We start from the raw sequence: 18,935 nt of genomic DNA, 5'->3' as shown, positions 1-18,935 counted from the left end.
TGGGCTGGACTCCTGATCCTGACTGCGGGATGGATGCATCTGACACCGGAACGAAAGGGTTCGCAATGGCCGAAAATCCTCTGATCCACGACACGGACGCGGGTATCGAGCGTTTGCTGGAAATCATGCGCCGCCTGCGCGACCCGCAAACCGGTTGCCCGTGGGATATCGAGCAGGATTTTTCAACGATTGCCCCCTATACGATCGAAGAGGCCTATGAGGTTGCCGATGCCATCGAGCGCGAAGCGTATGACGAGTTGAAGGGAGAGCTGGGCGACCTGCTGTTCCAATCCGTCTTCCACGCGCAAATGGCTGAAGAGGCTGGGCATTTTACCTTTCAGGATGTGGTGCGTACCATGTCCGACAAGATGGTCGCCCGCCATCCGCATGTCTTCGGCGACGAATCCCGCGACAAGTCTGCCGACCAACAGACGAAAGACTGGGAAACAATCAAAGCCGCCGAACGCGCGGGCAAAGAACAGAAAGGCGCACTGGATGGCGTCGCCGCGAACCTGCCCGCCCTGCTGCGTGCGCACAAACTGCAGAAACGTGCCGCGCGCGTTGGCTTTGACTGGCCCGACGCCAGCCATGTGCTTGCCAAGATCACCGAAGAAGCCGCCGAGTTGGAAGAGGCGCGCGACAGCATGGATGCCGACGCGCTTGAGGATGAATTCGGCGATCTGCTGTTCGTCATCGTCAACCTTGGCCGCCACCTAGGCATCGAGCCCGAGGCCGCCCTGCGCCGCACCAATGCCAAGTTCACCCGCCGCTTTGAAAAAATCGAAGAACGGCTCGCGGAGCGCGGCAAAACCCCCACCCAAAGCGATCTGGCCGAAATGGACGCGCTGTGGGATGAAGTGAAAATCGAAGAACACCGCGCCAATGGCAAACTCCCGCCGGTGGATGCGCCGGCAGCTACGTAATTCGGCTAGACAAGTCGCTCGACACTTGCGAGTGTCCGATCTTCACCGCCCCCGGAGACCCCCATGCCCCGCAAGATAATCATCGACACCGATCCCGGCCAGGACGACGCCGTCGCTATTCTACTGGCCCTTGCCAGCCCTGAAGAGATCGAGGTTTTGGGCATCACTGCCGTCGCCGGAAACGTGCCGCTGGAACTGACCGCCAAGAATGCGCTTATCGTATGCGAACTGGCGGGCCATACCGATATTCCAGTCTATGCCGGGTGCGATCGCCCGTTGAATCGGCCTTTGGTCACTGCCGAACATGTGCATGGCAAAACCGGGCTCGACGGTCCCGTTCTCCCTGATCCCGAGATGTCGCTTTCCGAAGGCCACGCGGTTGATTTCATCATCGATACCCTGCGCACACATGAGCCCGGCACGGTAACGCTCTGCCCGCTGGGGCCGCTGACCAACATCGCCTCCGCTTTCCAAAAAGCGCCCGACATCATCGAGCGCGTGCAAGAAATCGTCCTGATGGGCGGTGCGTATTTCGAGGTTGGAAACATCACACCGGCTGCCGAGTTTAACATCTATGTCGACCCAGAAGCCGCTGATATCGTGTTTAAATCCGGCGCGCACATAGTGGTGATGCCGCTGGATGTCACCCATGATGCGCTAGTCACGCCCCATCGCAACGATGCGTTCCGGGCATTGGACAGCAAGGTTGGTCATGCCGTCGCCGAGATGACCGATTTTTTCGAACGCTTCGACAAGGAAAAATACGGATCAGAAGGCGCACCGCTGCATGATCCCTGCGTCACCGCCTATCTGATCCGCCCCGAGCTGTTCTCGGGCCGCCACATCAATGTTGAGATCGAAACTCAGTCAGAATTGACCTTAGGCATGACAGTGGCCGACTGGTGGCGGGTCACAGACCGCGCACCAAATGCCATGTTCATGGGCGATGTGGACGCTCAGGGTTTCTTCGACCTGCTGACAGAAAGACTTGCCCGCCTATGACCGCCGCACTCCGCCTCGCCCGCCCCGACGATCTGGACCGCCTGATGACGCTGGTTGCAGCGTTTCATTCGGAATCCGGCATCGCGCAAGATGACGAGAAACGCCGCAACGCGCTGGCCCCTCTTTTGGACGGCATACCGCATGGGTGCGTATATCTGATCGGGCCGGGACGCGCGCCGCTGGGCTATGTCATCCTCACCTTCGGCTGGTCGGTCGAGTTTGGTGGCATGGATGCCTTTGTCGATGAAATCTACATCCGCCCCGCCGTTCGCGGCCGTGGCATCGCCACCGAAGTCCTGCATGATCTCCCCAAAGCGCTGGCCGAGGCTGGTCTGACCGCCCTGCATCTTGAGGTCGACCGCACCAATGAGACCGCGCAAAAGCTTTATCTGCGCTCAGGTTTCAATCCGCGCGATCGCTACATGCTGATGAGCAAATCGCTTTAACGCGACTCTCCCCGGAAAATAACAGCCGGATTGGCCATTTCCTGCACCGGATCATCCTGTGAGACCTCCATCCCCGTGATCGGATAGGTCCCTGGCTCTGAGCAAGCGGCCAACAGCCCTGCGGAAAGCATTGAAATTACAAGAAAGACCTTTGAAGCAGACATATCGTCCCCCTTTCTGCAATACATGCAGACTATTGGGGATCACGGTTCCGTTATAGGAACAAGTTCACACATAACAATTTTTATGTCGGTGGCTTTCGAAATTAGAGGCAGTTTTTGTTGAAGGTCCGCTCCATGGTCTTTAACTGCCTCGGTACCCGCTTGGGCTGCGGCAGCGCGTTCAACTTCTCGGTGATATTCTCGCCCGTGTACCAGGAGTCGAACAAGAGCGTCTTGATGTCATCGTCCAGCACCGTATCGGCGACGTTATAGGTGCACAGGCATTCCTCCATCGTGATCTGCCCACTGGGATCGCCCTCCACCATCTTCTGGCACACGGCCTCAGGTGGCCGATCAGCCCACGAAAACTGAGGCAGCACCGTCAAAGCGATTGCACCAACAAGATATTTGTATGCGGTCATAAGATACCCCCTCTTATCGGCCAGCAGCACTGGCCTGCCTCAAGCAGCTTAGACAGTTCGCGCTGAAGACAAAGTAAAAAATTCCATACCGCACGGCGGCGCTGCTCATGCGATGCCGGGATATTTCAAACAAAGGGGTCTCCAGCATTGTCAAAGAGCGACATGGGAAATCGCGGTTGGTTGCCAGGGTTGAGGGTCGATTAGAAAACCGACTCGACCGTTACCCGCAAACTCATGCTCAAACCCTGGCGCATGATGGCTGGGTCGCCATCATTGCCCGTCGAGTGGGCGCGCGCGTCTTGATGGGAACGACTGGCAGTGAATAAAGGCACCCTCTTTGACCGGCGCATACCGAGGCGGCACTCGGTGATTCAGCATTCAGACAGGCACGAAAAAGAAAGGGCCTACGCAAGGCCGGTGATCAGCTTTATCTTGACCTAGATTCCGCCGTACGAAGCGCAAACAAATTATGTAGCATTGGCTTTCGATCAATGTCGGCTGTGCGGACTAAGGCCGCCTTATGCTCATCGCTTTCTGGTGACTGGTCTCACACCGAAGCGGGCCTTCATTTCGAGCTTTACATCCTCCGAAATGCGCACGAAACGGGCATTGCTCAAGGCGACTAACGCACAGTATCTGCCATCCGTCGCTTGCGACTACTAAATTGCCCTACCAGAGATTAATTCGCAGTCGTCTGATAGCCTGTGGCCCAAACACAAGAGGCTAGACACCAGAGCTGAAGCATGGCTGGATTGTTCAGAGATTGTCTAGTCGGACGGAGATCCCCAAAATGAAAAGAAATGCAAACAAGCTGTTAGTGACTTCCGCTATTGCTATCGCTCTTTTGGCCTCCGGTGCGGTATTTACTGCTTCTACACAACCAGTAAGCGCAGAGGCTGGTTATTTCTGGGATGAAACCGTTGAGTCCGTAGATAGAAGCCCTTGGATATTCGAAGGCACAAATGTTTTTGGCGAATTAGCACGAGTTCCACCGTCAGATTGGGTACGTGCTTTGGAAAAAGCGGCATACCCAACTGAGCTTGAGACTTTTGTTTTCACAGCTAGCAATAGTGAAGAACGGAACATCAACGATTGGTTGCATCAAACGCATACCGATAGCTTTTTGATTTATCACGATGGCAAATTGGTCGCTGAAAAGTACTTCAATGGTATGAGAGCTGATACGCCTCACCGCATTCACTCGATCACCAAGACAGTGTTGGGTATGGCAGCAGGGCTGGCGGTTGAGGCGGGAGAATTAGATCCTAAAAAGCTGATCACCGAATACCTGCCAGAGTTGGAAGGCCCAGCATTCAAAAATACAACGGTTAGACACCTACTTGATATGACCGCTGCTGTTGATTGGAAAGATGCTTCTAGCGGCTACTTAGACGATGCCGGTGATCTGTTCTGTGCGTTTGGTCAGGACCTCTCTGAAAAAGTTGAAATTTGTGATACAGAGTCGGGCGTTAAGGAGTACATGATCTCTCTTAGTGATCGCGAGACCTTGGTAGAAGACGGTGAAGTTTATAGTTACCGTTCAGTGCTATCTGCGTTGCTGGGTATGGTTATCGAGTCGGCAACTGGAGAAAGCTATCTGGATGTACTGGCCGAGTTGTGGCAGGACATCGGTGCTCAGGACCCTGCATATAGCGAACTAGGGCCCAAAAGGATTGTGCAAACGAGTGGTGGGTTATTTACCAGCTCTCGTGACCTATTGCGATTTGGCATAATGATGCTGGACAACGGAAAGGTTTACGACACTCAAGTTATTCCTCCTGATTGGATAGCTGACACGATTCAAGCAAATGATGACGTTATCGCAGCTTATGAGAAAAGCGCATATGCAGAGGTGTTTGAAGGCTTCCACTACCGTAACCAAGTCTGGGTCAAAGATAGAGAAAATGGTGCGTTCTACGGCATTGGTGTCTATGGGCAGCTATTGTATGTGAACCAGAAAGCCAATGTGGTTATGGTGAAGCTATCAAGCCAGCCAGACGTTCAAAATACACCTATGTACCTGGACTCGATGGTTGCGATGAAAGGCATTGCAGAGACTTTGAGCAAATGAATTTCAGGTTGTCTTAATCTAGTAAGCTGAGCCAAATGGCTCGGCTTATACTAAAGAAGGGCTCAATAGTGTCGTCGGGTTAGTACCGGGTGACCTCCACTGCGACCGCAGCAAACACCACACCAGTTAACAGAGCTTTTGTATTCACTGCCGAAAGGCTGGATAGTTTAATCCGAAGAGACAGGGCTATTATCACACCCCCTGTTAACCCAGTCGCAATTGAATAGATCATACTACTTTTGTCCGCGTTGAGACCGATCAATATGCCGACTGCGAGCGACGCGACAAAGTATGCGCGTAGCCATCCAGACATGTGTCCGGGGTGGGTCTTATAGAGAAAGATATTCACCCCAAACAAATGCAATGAATAGGCCAACGTTCCAACAGCGTACAGCTCAGGTGATGTTCCCGTCGTTTGCATGACGGTAATGGCAAGCAAGCAGTTATAGGTTCCAAGTGCCACCGTGTCCAAGCCAAGCGACAACCTGTTATCGGCCCCCGTGTCGCGACTGGCTTCAAGCAAGTAGTAAATGAGAAATCCTAGGAGCGAATAACCGAACAGCGAGTTTTCCCATTTCCCATTTGCAGCCAAATCGGCCGACAACTCACCGATTTTTGGCAGTAAGAAAAGGAAAGCATAGCCAAGTCCGATCCCAGATGAAAAATCAGAAAGCCAGCCTGCCAGGGCGGGGAATCTCCGGTAAAAAGACACGCAGAAGACGTGAACAGTGCCGATGACTGCAATCGAAGTTATCGCAAGGTATGTCGACGCGTCGAACACGGCTAAGATCCAATGATCACATTACAATTTGTATGAGACACCCCTTGGAAGCAAAAGCACAACCCAAAAAGTGAAGAAGGTGCGGTTTGAATAGAACACTCAACGACAGCTTTCTTCTGCACTTCCGGCATTGATGCACGATGCAGAAAATTGAACTTAGGGCTCAAACCTGCCATCAGAGAACAAGCTTAGCGACAGCAGCATTGGTTAAATTACTTGAAAGTCGTCCACGAAAAGAAAAGACCCCGGTCGTGGGACCGGGGCCTGATCGGGGCTTCGCAAGTGGGGCCAAATCACCGCTTCAGGATCGACGCACCTGCGTATTCTGCGACCTCACCCAGAGATTCCTCGATGCGGATCAACTGGTTGTACTTCGCCAACCGGTCTGAGCGCGCCAGCGAGCCGGTTTTGATCTGACCACAGTTCGTCGCTACCGCCAGATCGGCAATCGTGGCATCTTCGGTCTCGCCCGAGCGGTGCGACATCACGTTGGTGTACCGAGCACGGTGGGCCATATCTACGGCGCGCAAGGTTTCGGTCAGCGAACCGATCTGGTTCACCTTGACCAGCATCGAGTTGGCGCAGCCGCGCTCAATCCCTTCGGCCAGACGTGCAGGGTTGGTCACGAACAGATCGTCGCCCACAAGCTGAACCTTGTCGCCGATGGCATCGGTCAGGGCTTTCCAGCCGTCCCAGTCATCCTCGGACATACCGTCTTCGATCGAGATGATCGGATAGTCCTTGGCCAGGGTCGCCAGATATTCGGCGTTTTCTTCCGAACTCAGGGTGATGTTCTCGCCAGCCAGCACATACTTTCCATCGCGATAGTATTCGGTGGCAGCACAATCCAGCGCAAGGTGGATTTCATCACCCGGCTTGTATCCTGCTTTTTCAATGGCTTGCAGAATGAAATCCAAGGCTTCGCGGGTGGACGCAATATTGGGAGCGAAACCGCCCTCGTCCCCCACACCAGTGGCCAGACCGGCCGCCGACAACTCACGTTTCAGCGTGTGGAACACCTCGGACCCCATGCGCACCGCCTCGCGGATATTCGCGGCCGAGGTCGGCATGATCATGAATTCCTGAATGTCGATCGGGTTATCCGCGTGCTCACCTCCGTTGATGATGTTCATCATCGGAACGGGCAGAACACGGGCCGACGTACCGCCGACATAGCGATACAGAGGCTGGGTGGTGAAATCCGCCGCCGCCTTTGCGGTCGCCAGCGAGACACCCAGAATGGCGTTGGCACCCAGACGGCCTTTGTTCTCGGTCCCGTCGAGTTCGATCATCGCCTGATCGATGGCCACCTGCTCGGTCGCGTCAAAGCCCACCAGCTCTTCTGCGATTTCTCCGTTCACCGCAGCGACGGCCTCCAGCACGCCTTTGCCCATGTAACGGGATTTGTCGCCGTCCCGCTTTTCAACCGCCTCATAAGCACCCGTAGACGCCCCCGAAGGTACTGCGGCGCGGCCCATGGTGCCGTCCTCCAGGATCACGTCCACTTCGACAGTCGGGTTGCCCCGGCTGTCCAGAATTTCGCGTGCGTGGATGTCGATGATGGTGCTCATGATACGGGTCCCAATATGGCAACGGTTGCATGCCTCATAGCAGCACCCGACGAAAAGTAAACCGTTTCCGTTATCGCTAACACAGGTATTGGCTGACCTTTAGGGCTAACAGCTTACTGTTTGCGCCAACACGGCTCAGGCCGGAACCATTTCACGCGCAAGACGGCGTTCGCGGACAAAGGTGTAAAGACCTGAACCAATGATCAGCGTGGCCCCTGCCAGCGTCATCGCATCCGGACGTTCATTGAACATCAGCACACCGGCGATCATCGAAAACACCAGGCGCGTATAGCGAAACGGCATCATGGCCGAGGCCTCACCTAACCGCATTCCGGCGACGATTCCGTAATAGCCCAACATGCTGAAGACAAACGCAGCCAGGTAAGGCAGAACCTGCGATGATTGCACGGGCACGACAGACTGGCCGGTGGTGATCATCAAAACAACCCCTGCCACGATTGCAGCGATATAGGCCTGCATCGCAACAACCGAAGATGCCACCCGCACATCCAGCTTGCGTGTGATCAGATCGCGCGCGGCGATCAGGAAAACGGTCGCGACAACCAACAGAGTTTCGGGCTGAAACCCAGCCAAGCCCGGCCGAATGATCATAAGAACACCCAGGAAACCGACACCAATCGCGCTCCATCGGCGCCACCCAACCATCTCGCCCAGAAACAGCGCGGCCCCCATCGTCACAGCCAACGGCAAAGCCTGAAACACTGCAGCAACGGTGGAGAGATCTATCAGGGATAACGCGGTCACGAAGAGTACCGCACCCACGCCTTCGGATGCGGCGCGTGCAAGCGGCAATAATGTCCATGCTGCCGGATCAAAAATCCGCTTACGCGTCGCTACCGACAACACGGCAAAACTCAAGCCGCAAACGACGCCCAGAGCAATCAGAATCTGACCGGTCGGAACGCTGACCGAGAGGTATTTGATAAACATATCCTCGATCGCGAAGGCCGCCATCGAGCCGATGATCAGCAAAATGCCGTGTACGTTGTTCATGCGCGTTTCCGTTGGAATATTCCGCCCTCAGGCATTCCTGCAGCAAAATCGTAACGCAGCCGACGTCGCAAGCGCTATTGCGACAAGATTGATGAATTCATGTGTGCTGATCTATCGCGTTTCGTGATGGGTCAGTCTTTCTCCAGCGGCACGCCATAAAGCTCCAGCCGGTGGCCTTTCAGCTTGTATCCCAGCTTGGCCGCGATCTTTTCCTGAAGCGCTTCGATCTCGGGATCAACAAACTCGATCACCGCGCCGGACTGCATGTCGATCAGATGGTCATGGTGATCACGCTCAGCATCCTCATAACGCGCTCGGCCGTCACCGAACTCCAGCCGCTCCAGAATGCCTGCCTCTTCGAACAGCTTGACGGTGCGATAGACGGTGGCAATCGAGATGCCCGCATCCTCGGCCGAGGCGCGCGCATACAGCTCTTCCACATCCGGGTGATCCGCGCTCTGCTGCAAGACCTGAGCAATGGTCCGGCGCTGGCCGGTCATGCGCAAGCCCTTGGCTTCGCAACGGGCGATAATCGTATCGGACATGGTGACCCCCGGATCTGTTCGGACCTCTGTCTTAATATGTCAAAGCGCGCGGCGCCACAGACGATTTTGCCTCAGGCTGCGCGGCGAAGGTCCGCCCAAACTGGCAAATGGTCCGAGGCGATATGCGCAGGCCTCGCGTTATGCACCCCATGTAATGTCGCCTCTAGCCCCTGCCCCAGAGCGATTCTATCCAGCGCTCCAAGCGGTTGTGCGGCGGGAAAACTGGGTACCGGGGGCAAAAACTGCATATTGGGCGCCAAATGATCCAGCACCGGCTGGCGCGACCATTCGTTGAAATCCCCGGCCCAAACGGTAGGCATCTCGTCCAGATCAGAATCACAGCGGCGGATATGGGTAATCTGCTGGCGACGTGATGCGGGGAACAGCCCAAGATGCATTCCCATCACGCGCAATGGCCCGATAGGGGTATCAAATTCCACCCGGACGGCACCCCGCGGCTCCAACCCCGGCAAATCGTGATGCCCGGTCTGGCGCACCTGAATGGCATCCCCCCGCCAGATCACCGCGTTGCCGTGCCACCCTAGACTGCCTGCACCACCCAGATCAACGATCTGCCACCCGGCTTCATCCAGCATGAAATGCGGCAAAGCGGCGGGACGCGGAGGCAAACGCTTGTCCGCTTCCTGCAGCACGACAATATCGGCCCGCATGTTTTCAATGACCTGCAAGATTCGCTGCGGCTGCCGCCGAAAATCGAGGCCCAGGCATTTCTGAATGTTGTAACTGGCAAGGCGCAACGTCGGGTGATTGGTCATCGGTACACTAATACTGGTTTGTCACAAGATCGCCAACTGACAGGGCAAGTGCAAGCCGAAGCGAACGCAGACGGGCCTTGGTCCTCATGTGCTTCTAAATCTAGGGCGAATACCTCATTGACGCTCAACTAATTCAAGGAACCTGAAACTTTCAAAGTTTCAGGCCCGGTTTCTTTTCAAGAAACCGACCGCGCCCGGCATCCTACGTCCCGCAAAAAGTCGCGTGTACAACCTCATTCTCCGCAGGTGGCCGCTGCAGATCCGTCGCTTCCGGCTGATCCTCATAGGGCCGCGCCAATACCTCGTTGAGCCGATGGAACGGCGCATAATCCCCCTGCACAGCGGCCTGAATCATCTGCTCAATCCGGTGGTTGCGCGGAATGAAGGCCGGATTGGCTGCGACCATCACATCTGACGGCGCATCCTCACGCGCCAGTCGCACCCGCCAGCTCGTGGCCCACTCGTCAAAAGCAGCCGGATCGGTAAACTGATCCCGCGCACGCTCGTCGCCCAGTGCACGGAACGTGTTGGTGAAATCCGCCTGATTCTGCGCCATCCGGGTCAACAGGTCCGAGATCATTTCAAGATCCCCTTCCTCTGCCCGTACCAATCCGATCTTGGCCCGGAACCGCTGCAGCCAATGCTCCTGCATCAATTCGGGCATGGCATGAACAACCTCAGTCGCCTCTTCGACGGCGGCGTTTTTATCTTCGTACTGCTGAATCAGGGCCGTCGCCAACTGCGCCAGATTCCAGACCGCGATATCGGGCTGGTTGGAATAGGCATAGCGCCCCATCCGGTCGATCGAGCTGTAGACCGTGTTGGGGTGATAGCTGTCCATAAACGCACAAGGCCCGTAATCGATGGTCTCCCCCGCGATCGAGCTATTGTCGGTATTCATGACCCCATGAATGAAGCCCACGCTCATCCATTGCGCGATCAGCCGCGCCTGCGCATCCCGAACTGCGCGCAACAGGCCCATTGGCCCCTCAGCTTCGGGGTAATGCCGCTGAATGGCGTACTCCGTCAGCTGTCGCAGGTTTTCCAACTGTCCCCGCGCTGCAAACACCTGAAACGTGCCCACCCGCAGATGGCTCTGGGCCACGCGGGTCAGCACCGCTCCGGGCATCGGACCTTCGCGCAGCACGATCTCTCCGGTCTCGACCGCTGCCAAGGCCCGCGTTGTGGGAATGCCCAGCGCATGCATCGCCTCGGACACCACGTATTCACGCAGCACCGGCCCCAACCAGGCGCGTCCGTCCCCCCGGCGCGAGAACGGTGTCTGCCCCGAGCCCTTCAATTGGATATCCCGCCGGATCCCGTCCGATCCGATCGTCTCACCTAACAAAACCGCACGCCCATCCCCCAACTGAGGGTTATAGGTGCCAAACTGATGCCCGGAATAAAGCTGCGCCAGGGGCTGCGCACCATCGGGCACGGCATTGCCCGCAAAGGCCTGCGCCATCTCTTCCACATCACCGGGAGATATCCCCAGCAATTGCGCAAGGTCACTGTTGAAGGCAATCAGATTTGGCGCGCGCACGGGAACAGGGTCCTGCTGGGCAAAGAAGCTGTCAGGCAGCCGCGCGTAGCTGTTGTCGAAGGGGATCATCAAGGTCATGCGGCAAACATATGTGTTGCCCGCATAATTGCCATAGCAGATCGCGCCCGCCCGTGCATAATCCCGGCAATCAACCCGAGGGCACAATGACTGCGCAAGACATCATCAAGCATCTAAACCTGCAACAGCATCCAGAAGGTGGCTGGTTCAAAGAAACCTGGCGCGCCGACAATCCCGGCCGTGCCACGGGCACATGTATCTATTTCCTGCTGGCTGAAGGCGAGCGCAGCCATTGGCACAAGGTCGACGCGACCGAGATCTGGCTCTACCACTCCGGCGCTCCGCTGATCCTTTCCCTTAGCGCCACCGATACCGGCCCTGCCAAGGACCACGTGCTGACACCCGACCTGACCCAAGGCGCGCCACAGCTCATTGTGCCGAAAGGCCACTGGCAAGCCGCTCGCAGCAGCGGCGACTACACGCTGGTCAGTTGCACAGTGTCGCCCGGCTTTGAATTTGACGGGTTTGAACTGGCCGAGCCAGGCTTTGACATTCCAGGAAAGTAGTCAAATGGACCACCGCTCTCTGATCGCGGAAATCCCGCCCGAGGCCAAGGACAAGCTGCAACAGCGCTCGGACTTCGCGGGCCTAAAACATCTCGCGATCTATTTAGGAGCCTTGGCCGCGACCTCAACCGGCATCGCCCTGCAACTTCCCTTCTGGCCCCTCCTGATCCTACCCCAAGGCCTGCTGCTGGTCTTCCTGTTCACGCTCAGCCACGAATGCACCCATAAGACACCGTTCAAAACGGGATGGCTGAACGATGTGATCGGGCATCTGGTCTCAATCCCCATCTGCCTACCGTTTACTTGGTTTCGCTATTTCCACCTGGCGCATCACAAATGGACCAACCACCCGACAAAAGACCCCGAGCTTGATGGCAAACCCCGCCCCGACACTTGGCGCAGCCTTGCCGTCTACCTGACCGGCTGGCTCTACTGGTCCGCTATGGCAAGCACTCTGGTCAGAAACGCGCGGGGAAAGATCGATGCCGACTATTTGCCCGCCCGACAGCATCGCGCCATCCGGACCGAGGCGCGACTTCTGCTCGCCCTATATGCCCTCGCTGGGTTCAGCCTGTTCTTCACACCGGCAATATTCTGGCTCTGGCTCTTGCCCGTGATTGTCGGCCAACCGTTCCTACGTCTCTACCTGCTTGCCGAACACGGCCTCTGCCCTCCCGTCGCCAATATGCTGGAAAACTCACGCACCACTTTCACCAATCGGATCGTCCGATTTCTGGCGTGGAACATGCCTTACCACGCAGAACACCACGCCTTCCCGAACGTGCCCTTTCACCAGCTCCCAGCGTTCCACCGCTGGACACACGCCCATCTGAAATCCACCTCTGACGGCTACACCGAGTTCACGCAGGATTACACGCATACCCTCCGGCACTAGATCCGCTACTTCATCTGGCCAAAAATATCCCGGGGGAGTCGCAAAGCGACGGGGGCAGAGCCCCCTACCCGGTCACCACAGCACCCCGCGCCGGTGACGAGACAACACCGCCCCCAACCAAGGCGCTCACCCCGGTTGTTCCGGGGCCTGAAGTCGGCAATCCCCGCGCCACACGCACGGCAAGATAGGCAAAGGCCTGCGCCTCCAGCATATCGCCATCCAGCCCAACAGCCTCCACCGGCTCCACTGGACAATCCAGCGACACACGCAGCATTTCCATCAGCACCGGGTTGTGCCGTCCACCCCCGGTCACCAGCATGCGGGCGGGGGGCTTGGGACAATGCTCCATCCCCTGCAGCACACCAGCAGCGCTCATTCCGGTCAGTGTAGCAACCGCATCCGCATCGCTCAGTTCCGTCACCAAACCGATCATTTCCGAGAAATCATTCCGATCCAGCGATTTCGGCGGCATCCGATTGAAATAGGGCTCGGCCAGAAACAGCTCCAGTGCGCCGGTCTCGACCGTACCCTCGCGGGCCAGCGCTCCGTCCCGATCCATCGTTAGCCCCAGCCGCTCCTGCATCAGGTCATCGACCGGAGCATTGGCCGGCCCGGTATCAAACGCCAGCAACGCCCCCGGCGCTTCAGGCCCGTCAAAAGACGGGTCAACATAGGTCAGGTTCCCAACACCGCCCAGATTGAGGAAGCACAGCGGCTCTTCCGCGCCGATCCATTTGGCGCAGGCGAAATGAAAAAACGGGGCCAGAGGCGCACCCTCTCCCCCCAGCGCCACATCATCGCTGCGGAAATCCCAGACCACCGGCAGCCCCAAGGCCTGCGACAGACCAAGCCCGTCACCCACCTGCAATGTACCACGCCCGCGCGGCTCATGCGCCAGCGTCTGACCGTGAAAGCCGATCAGGTCGACCTCTTCGAACTCTGAAAGCAGCTCGGCATGTGCATGCGTCACCAACTCGGCCGAGATATCGACATCCGGTCCATGCCATTGCCCCAATGCCGCACGCAATGTGGCACGCTCACCATCCGAATAGGCACGGTAGGCACTGGGACCAAAGCCATATATCTTCTGCCCGTCGGTTTCGACCACTGCCGCATCCACACCGTCCAGCGATGTGCCCGACATGGCCCCCAACGCTCTGATCGCCCCCGATTTGCTGATGACCCTGCCCACGCTGACCTCGTATTGCGTCTCTCCACCCGTTTTGCCGGGTTCTGAGCACAACCTGCACGGTAATGCAAAGCCAAGGCAAGACACATCCTGCGCGAGCGGCGTTTTTTTTGGAAATGGAGCCTTTTCCTTGCCCCTGCCCGCGCCTGTACCGTGCCCCGCTACAGTGTTCTGCAAGGCATGAGACCACGAATGACGGCAACAGGGCGTTCTCAAACGCAGCGCAGTTCCGAGTGCTCATGAAAGAGCTGTACAAAACCGATCACCACATGTTCGCAGATCGCTACAGCAGGTGCCAAGCTCTCCCAAGAATGCCCGTCGCCGGTTTCAATGTTCCGCTTGATCTGACGCACCTTCGATCATTCCATATTGCTCAGCTTCGTCAGATTTGCATTGAATCATAGCGACTGAATAACGGCGGGTACTTTGGGATGTTGAGCGCAATAAAAGCGCAGGCTCAAAACTCCGGACATTCGCAGATGTTGCACCAATCCTCATAGATGAGATACTAATATGCAGCAAAGCACAGACAACAAATTGAGGACAGGTGAGTAGATTCATAACGCTTAGTAAAAAGCGGCAGTGAATTGGCCTGAACAGGGTTTATGCCAAACGTATACGGTGCATTTCGGACGGACACGACTCTTACCACGAACCAGGCCCAATTCGGCGGCGTTGGAACGACATTTGAGATCTCCGCATATAATACGATCGAAATTACCGATGGCGTTGACCCCAGCACCATCGAAGGAGACGGTGTAACCAACGAACTCCCCGACGACCCCACGCAAACCTATCTGGGGAATGCAATTGCCTGGGACTACAATTACATAGTCACGGATGGCACCAATACCTATACGATTGGCGTTTTCGATTATGATTCCAGCGGCGACGACGCGTTTGGCGGCGGGGCCGAGCAAGGGTTCTTCATCGGCTTTTTGGGGGATGTCCCCCCGCTCAACACAACACTGACGATCACGGCGCTGGGTGACGGTGCCTTCACCAGTCCAGTCGTAAATCTGCCCGTTGACGACTTTGTTCCCTGTTTCACCAGTGGCACGAATATTCGGGTAAGGGGCGGTCAGAAGGCGGTCGAAGATCTGCAAGCCGGCGATGAGGTCGAAGTGTTTGATCCCGCAGGTAAGGGGCCCGGATTTGCAACCCTGCTGCGGGTGTTTCGCCGCACGATATCTGCTTCGGAACTGGCCGCGAACCCCAAGCTTCGCCCGGTTCGCATCAGCGCCGGAGCGTTGGGTCTGGGCTTGCCCCAGCATGATCTTGTGGTGTCCCGGCAGCACCGGATGCTGGTGTCTTCAAAGATCGTCGAGCGTATGTTCAGGACTTCCGAAGTTCTGGTGCCCGCCGTTAATCTGACTTCGCTGCCCGGTATTTTCATCGATCACGATGCCCGGAGTGTCGAGTATTTTCATCTCCTTTTCGGGCAGCACGAGGTGATCTATGCCGAAGGCGCACCATCGGAAAGCCTGTTTACCGGACCGGAAGTGCTCAAGTCCATCAGTGCGGAAGCGCGAACAGAAATTCTGAGCATCTTTCCCGAGATCGCAGAACTGGAGTTTACCCCCAGACCCGCCTGCCCGATCCCGTCCGCGAAGCTGCAAAAGCAATTGATTGAACGCCACATCAAGAATGAAAAACCGCTTCTGTCTGGACACGCTGAACGCTAGAAGCAGCGGTTCTCCGGCAGGATTTTCTGCGCTTCAAAGATTGAAGTAACATTCTGCGCTACGCTATGCGTTGTTTCCTTATGTTTCTTTCCCAAAACTTACCCGCACGATGGTTTCGGTACGGACTGCACTTGCTCTGCAATGACTGGACATTCTGCGAGACTTAGGGAATTAGAAGGCCAGTCGCATGAATGTAACTACCGTCGTGCAACCAAGCGGGTTCGGTTTTGAATTTACTGACCTAAGACTTACACCAGCCCTTGCAGAGAGGGCCAGAACACAGGGCCTGTTGAGCGTCATGACCTACCACCCCAAATCGGATTTCATCGCCACGATGATCGAGCGCGGCTTTCTCGCCGACTGCACCGATTATCAGGGCCTTGACGACGCGCTGATCTCTGGGGTGCAGACGGCTTATATCGGCTATGACGCCACGGCGCAGTCTTTGCACGTGGGTCACCTGATGAACATCATGGTCCTGCGCTGGCTGCAAAAGACTGGGCACAAACCGATCACCCTGATGGGTGGCGGCACCACCAAGGTGGGCGACCCCTCGTTCCGGTCAGACGAACGGCCCCTGCTAGGCCCTGAACAGATCGACGCCAATATCGCAGGCATGAAACAGGTGTTCTCGAAATACCTGTCTTACGATGACAGCGAGACCGGCGCGTTGATGCTGAACAATGCCGAATGGCTGGATAGCCTGAACTACCTCGACTTCCTGCGCGATATTGGGCGGCATTTCTCGGTCAACCGGATGCTCAGCTTTGAATCGGTGAAATCGCGGTTGGATCGTGAACAGTCGCTGAGCTTTCTCGAATTCAATTACATGATCCTGCAGGCCTATGATTTCCTCGAACTGAACCGCCGATATAACTGCGTTCTGCAGATGGGCGGCTCGGACCAATGGGGCAACATCGTCAACGGTATCGACCTGACCCGCCGGGTGCTGGATCACGAGATCTATGGCCTCACGACCCCCCTGCTGACCACCAGCGATGGCCGCAAGATGGGCAAATCACAGGGCGGTGCGGTTTGGTTGAACGGCGACATGCTGAGCGCCTATGAGTTCTGGCAGTTCTGGCGCAACACGACCGACGCAGATGTGGGCCGGTTCCTGAAAATCTTCACCGAGCTTCCTGTGGACGAATGCGACCGCTTGGCCGCGCTGCAAGGGTCCGAGATCAACGAGGCCAAAATCCGTCTCGCCAATGAGGTCACCACCCTACTGCACGGGGCCGATGCCGCTGCAACCGCCGAAGCCACCGCGCGCGAGGTATTCGAGAAGGGCGGCGTAGGCGGCGACCTCCCGACCCTGACGCTGAGCGCCTCGGAACTGGGTGAAGGCATGTCCATCGTCCAGCTGATCGTCAAATCCGGCCTCGCCAAATCCGGCAAAGAAGCCAAACGCCTGATCGCCGAAAACGGCGCCAAGATGGACGACGCCCCGCTGACCGATGCGGGCCTGATGATCGACGCAGGCGCACTATCCTCGCCGATCAAGCTGAGCGCAGGCAAGAAACGTCACGCGCTGGTGCAACTGGGCTGATCCAGACAGGTGGCAGCCTTTCGGGTTGCCACCTTATTCGCATATTTTACCGATCAAAAAACTCGATATGCGGTATTTGGCGCACGTTTGGCAATTGCCACATTCCGGCCATCGTGACCTGCGACAAGCCTCCTTAAATAGCCCGAGAGGCTAAGTTGAGTCGGACGTCAATTTTTAGAATGTTTATACAACGTTAGGTGAAACATCGGTCATTCGGACGACATCCTGTTCGGATACTTAATTGACGACAGTTACAATCGTCGCCTGGGAGAAAAAGTTGACAGAGACCGACCAAGGCGATCTGTATTTTGACGTTCGACAATCCGTCCGAATGCGAAACATCCTCCGTCTCGTCATAGCGCCTCTGCTTTCTGTTGTTCTGATCTGGATTGGGTTTCTCCTCATCCCAGAAGAAACGGTTCTGCAGCTGCGCATTGAATCCATCGAAACTTGGTCGGCTTGGTCTTTTTTAGGATTGGTATGCATTGGCAGCGGAATCTACCGACTATTTAAAGAACTAATTTTTGCCATTCGCGCCATTTCTACGAAAGGTGAATGGCACTTTCGCCTCACAGATCATTCTTTGCTGTGGCACGTCCCTAAACATGCGCATGGGACTGAAGAGGGTTTTGAAGTGCCGCTTGAGGAATTGAGCCAGATCGAGATCAGAACTATCGAAAAAACCGAAGGCATCGATGAACGAGAGTACTGGATACACTTCCATTCGCGCGACCCCGTACAGCTCCGATCGTATTCGGGGGTTAGCTTGTCATGGTTGGCCGAGAAAATCAGAGCAGCCGGAGTGCCTTATGAAGAAACCTGCGTCAGATACTAAGCAGTGGCAGCGATTTGAGTGCACGTAAAAGTCGATCGGGGTGTAAAATCAAATGCGCCAGCCACTGCTCGTGCATATCCTGAGCAACAGTGTAGCAGGCTTGATTGACCAAAGCTCAGACTGGACAGGAGGCCACGGTTGCGATTATCTGAACAAGTGTTCAGATCAAGAAGGAACCCGCCATGCAACTCTCAACCACAGCTGCTGTGATCACCGGCGGAGCTTCTGGCCTGGGTGAAGCCACCGCCCGCCACTTTGCCGAACACGGCGCGCAGGTCACCATTCTTGACCGCGACGCCGAGCGTGGCCCAAAGGTCGCCGCTGAAATCGGCGGGCATTTCGCACAGACCGACGTAACGGATGAAGCCTCGGTCGCAGCAGCCATCGCACGGGCGATGAATAAGATGGGCCGCATCACCGCTGCCATAAACTGTGCCGGAATCGCGATCGGGGCCAAAACCGTTGGCAAAGACGGCCCACACCCTCTGGACGCCTTCCAGCGCACCATCGATATCAATCTGGTCGGCACGTTCAACATCTCGCGGCTGGCCGCTGCCGAAATGGCCAAGAACGATCCCGAACCGGATGGCGCGCGCGGTGTGATCATCAACACCGCCTCGATCGCCGCTTTTGACGGGCAAAAGGGTCAAGCGGCTTATGCTGCTTCCAAGGGCGGTGTGGTTGGCATGACGCTGCCCATGGCGCGCGATCTGGCCTCGACCGGTATCCGCGTCATGGCCATCGCACCGGGCATATTCATGACCCCGATGCTGGCCGGACTGCCCGAAGAGGTGCAGCAACAGCTTGCCGCCGACGTCCCCAACCCTGCCCGATTGGGCGATCCAAAGGAATACGGGCGTCTGGCCGGGTTCATCGTCGAAATGGGTTACCTGAACGGAGAGGTCATCCGTATCGACGGTGCCCTGCGCATGCGCTAAGACGG

19 protein-coding genes are annotated in these 18,935 nt (G+C 56.5%); 10 read left to right on the top strand and 9 right to left on the bottom strand.

Translation table 11 applies throughout. The annotated features are described in order from the left end of the window. Positions 1–65 precede the first annotated feature (65 nt). From mazG to ACR0NN_RS00425, 3 genes are all read left to right on the top strand, one after another. A complete protein-coding gene (gene mazG, locus ACR0NN_RS00435) occupies positions 66–923 on the top strand; it encodes a nucleoside triphosphate pyrophosphohydrolase (protein ID WP_170720145.1) in 858 nt (285 codons plus the stop codon). A 63-nt stretch (positions 924–986) separates the two neighbouring features. Beyond that, on the top strand, positions 987–1,925 hold the full coding sequence (locus ACR0NN_RS00430) for a nucleoside hydrolase (protein ID WP_170718618.1): 939 nt from the start codon (positions 987–989) through the stop codon (positions 1,923–1,925). Beyond that, entirely contained in the window at positions 1,922–2,371 is a 450-nt protein-coding gene (locus ACR0NN_RS00425) for a GNAT family N-acetyltransferase (protein ID WP_170718615.1), read from the top strand. Before ACR0NN_RS00430 ends, ACR0NN_RS00425 begins: the two co-directional genes overlap by 4 nt. Here the strand turns inward: ACR0NN_RS00425 and ACR0NN_RS00420 are convergent. Beyond that, entirely contained in the window at positions 2,368–2,535 is a 168-nt protein-coding gene (locus ACR0NN_RS00420; protein WP_170683600.1) for a hypothetical protein, read from the bottom strand. The two genes, ACR0NN_RS00425 and ACR0NN_RS00420, sit on opposite strands and share 4 nt — an antisense overlap. 101 nt (positions 2,536–2,636) lie before the next feature. Continuing rightward, entirely contained in the window at positions 2,637–2,954 is a 318-nt protein-coding gene (locus ACR0NN_RS00415) for a hypothetical protein (RefSeq protein ID WP_170718613.1), read from the bottom strand. A gap of 790 nt (positions 2,955–3,744) precedes the next feature. Between ACR0NN_RS00415 and ACR0NN_RS00410 the strand changes: the two genes are divergently transcribed. Next, positions 3,745–5,025 (top strand): serine hydrolase domain-containing protein, encoded by a 1,281-nt coding sequence (locus ACR0NN_RS00410; protein ID WP_170718610.1) that lies wholly within the window; start codon positions 3,745–3,747, stop codon positions 5,023–5,025. Positions 5,026–5,104: 79 nt separating this feature from the next. Here the strand turns inward: ACR0NN_RS00410 and ACR0NN_RS00405 are convergent, their stop codons facing one another. From ACR0NN_RS00405 to ACR0NN_RS00380, 6 genes are all read right to left on the bottom strand, one after another. Beyond that, positions 5,105–5,806, bottom strand: coding sequence for a hypothetical protein (locus tag ACR0NN_RS00405; RefSeq protein ID WP_170718604.1), 702 nt, complete (start codon positions 5,804–5,806; stop codon positions 5,105–5,107). A gap of 293 nt (positions 5,807–6,099) precedes the next feature. Continuing rightward, a complete protein-coding gene (gene eno, locus ACR0NN_RS00400; protein WP_170683581.1) occupies positions 6,100–7,377 on the bottom strand; it encodes a phosphopyruvate hydratase in 1,278 nt (425 codons plus the stop codon). A gap of 135 nt (positions 7,378–7,512) precedes the next feature. After that, positions 7,513–8,391: a DMT family transporter gene (locus ACR0NN_RS00395; RefSeq protein WP_170683580.1), complete on the bottom strand. Its 879-nt coding sequence runs from the start codon at positions 8,389–8,391 to the stop codon at positions 7,513–7,515. Positions 8,392–8,522: 131 nt separating this feature from the next. Next, positions 8,523–8,936 carry a Fur family transcriptional regulator gene (locus ACR0NN_RS00390; RefSeq protein WP_170683579.1) on the bottom strand — a complete coding sequence of 138 codons (414 nt, stop codon included), beginning with the start codon at positions 8,934–8,936 and terminating at the stop codon, positions 8,523–8,525. Positions 8,937–9,007: 71 nt separating this feature from the next. Further along, positions 9,008–9,712 carry an endonuclease/exonuclease/phosphatase family protein gene (locus ACR0NN_RS00385; protein ID WP_170718602.1) on the bottom strand — a complete coding sequence of 235 codons (705 nt, stop codon included), beginning with the start codon at positions 9,710–9,712 and terminating at the stop codon, positions 9,008–9,010. Between the two features lie 202 nt (positions 9,713–9,914). Next, positions 9,915–11,333 (bottom strand): protein adenylyltransferase SelO, encoded by a 1,419-nt coding sequence (locus ACR0NN_RS00380; RefSeq protein WP_170718600.1) that lies wholly within the window; start codon positions 11,331–11,333, stop codon positions 9,915–9,917. A gap of 86 nt (positions 11,334–11,419) precedes the next feature. Here ACR0NN_RS00380 and ACR0NN_RS00375 point away from each other — a divergent pair, with 86 nt between their 5' ends. Both ACR0NN_RS00375 and ACR0NN_RS00370 read left to right on the top strand, forming a co-directional pair. Next, positions 11,420–11,839 (top strand): cupin domain-containing protein, encoded by a 420-nt coding sequence (locus ACR0NN_RS00375; RefSeq protein ID WP_170718596.1) that lies wholly within the window; start codon positions 11,420–11,422, stop codon positions 11,837–11,839. A gap of 4 nt (positions 11,840–11,843) precedes the next feature. Next, a complete protein-coding gene (locus ACR0NN_RS00370; protein ID WP_170718594.1) occupies positions 11,844–12,734 on the top strand; it encodes a fatty acid desaturase in 891 nt (296 codons plus the stop codon). Positions 12,735–12,798: 64 nt separating this feature from the next. Here ACR0NN_RS00370 and ACR0NN_RS00365 read toward each other — a convergent pair whose 3' ends face one another. Further along, positions 12,799–13,926 carry an anhydro-N-acetylmuramic acid kinase gene (locus ACR0NN_RS00365; RefSeq protein WP_170720143.1) on the bottom strand — a complete coding sequence of 376 codons (1,128 nt, stop codon included), beginning with the start codon at positions 13,924–13,926 and terminating at the stop codon, positions 12,799–12,801. A 602-nt stretch (positions 13,927–14,528) separates the two neighbouring features. Between ACR0NN_RS00365 and ACR0NN_RS00360 the strand changes: the two genes are divergently transcribed. The 4 genes from ACR0NN_RS00360 (at position 14,529) to ACR0NN_RS00345 (ending at position 18,930) form a co-directional block, all read left to right on the top strand. Then, positions 14,529–15,608, top strand: a complete 1,080-nt coding sequence (locus ACR0NN_RS00360) for a Hint domain-containing protein (protein WP_170718592.1) — start codon at positions 14,529–14,531, stop codon at positions 15,606–15,608. A gap of 298 nt (positions 15,609–15,906) precedes the next feature. Beyond that, positions 15,907–17,157, top strand: a complete 1,251-nt coding sequence (tyrS, locus tag ACR0NN_RS00355; protein ID WP_170720141.1) for a tyrosine--tRNA ligase — start codon at positions 15,907–15,909, stop codon at positions 17,155–17,157. A gap of 277 nt (positions 17,158–17,434) precedes the next feature. After that, positions 17,435–17,992 carry a hypothetical protein gene (locus ACR0NN_RS00350; RefSeq protein WP_170718590.1) on the top strand — a complete coding sequence of 186 codons (558 nt, stop codon included), beginning with the start codon at positions 17,435–17,437 and terminating at the stop codon, positions 17,990–17,992. Positions 17,993–18,174: 182 nt separating this feature from the next. Further along, a complete protein-coding gene (locus ACR0NN_RS00345) occupies positions 18,175–18,930 on the top strand; it encodes an SDR family NAD(P)-dependent oxidoreductase (RefSeq protein WP_170718588.1) in 756 nt (251 codons plus the stop codon). Positions 18,931–18,935 lie beyond the last annotated feature (5 nt).

The sequence above is a fragment of the Ruegeria sp. BA2 genome, from assembly GCF_056539605.1.
This window is presented reverse-complemented; position numbering and strand designations above follow the sequence as displayed.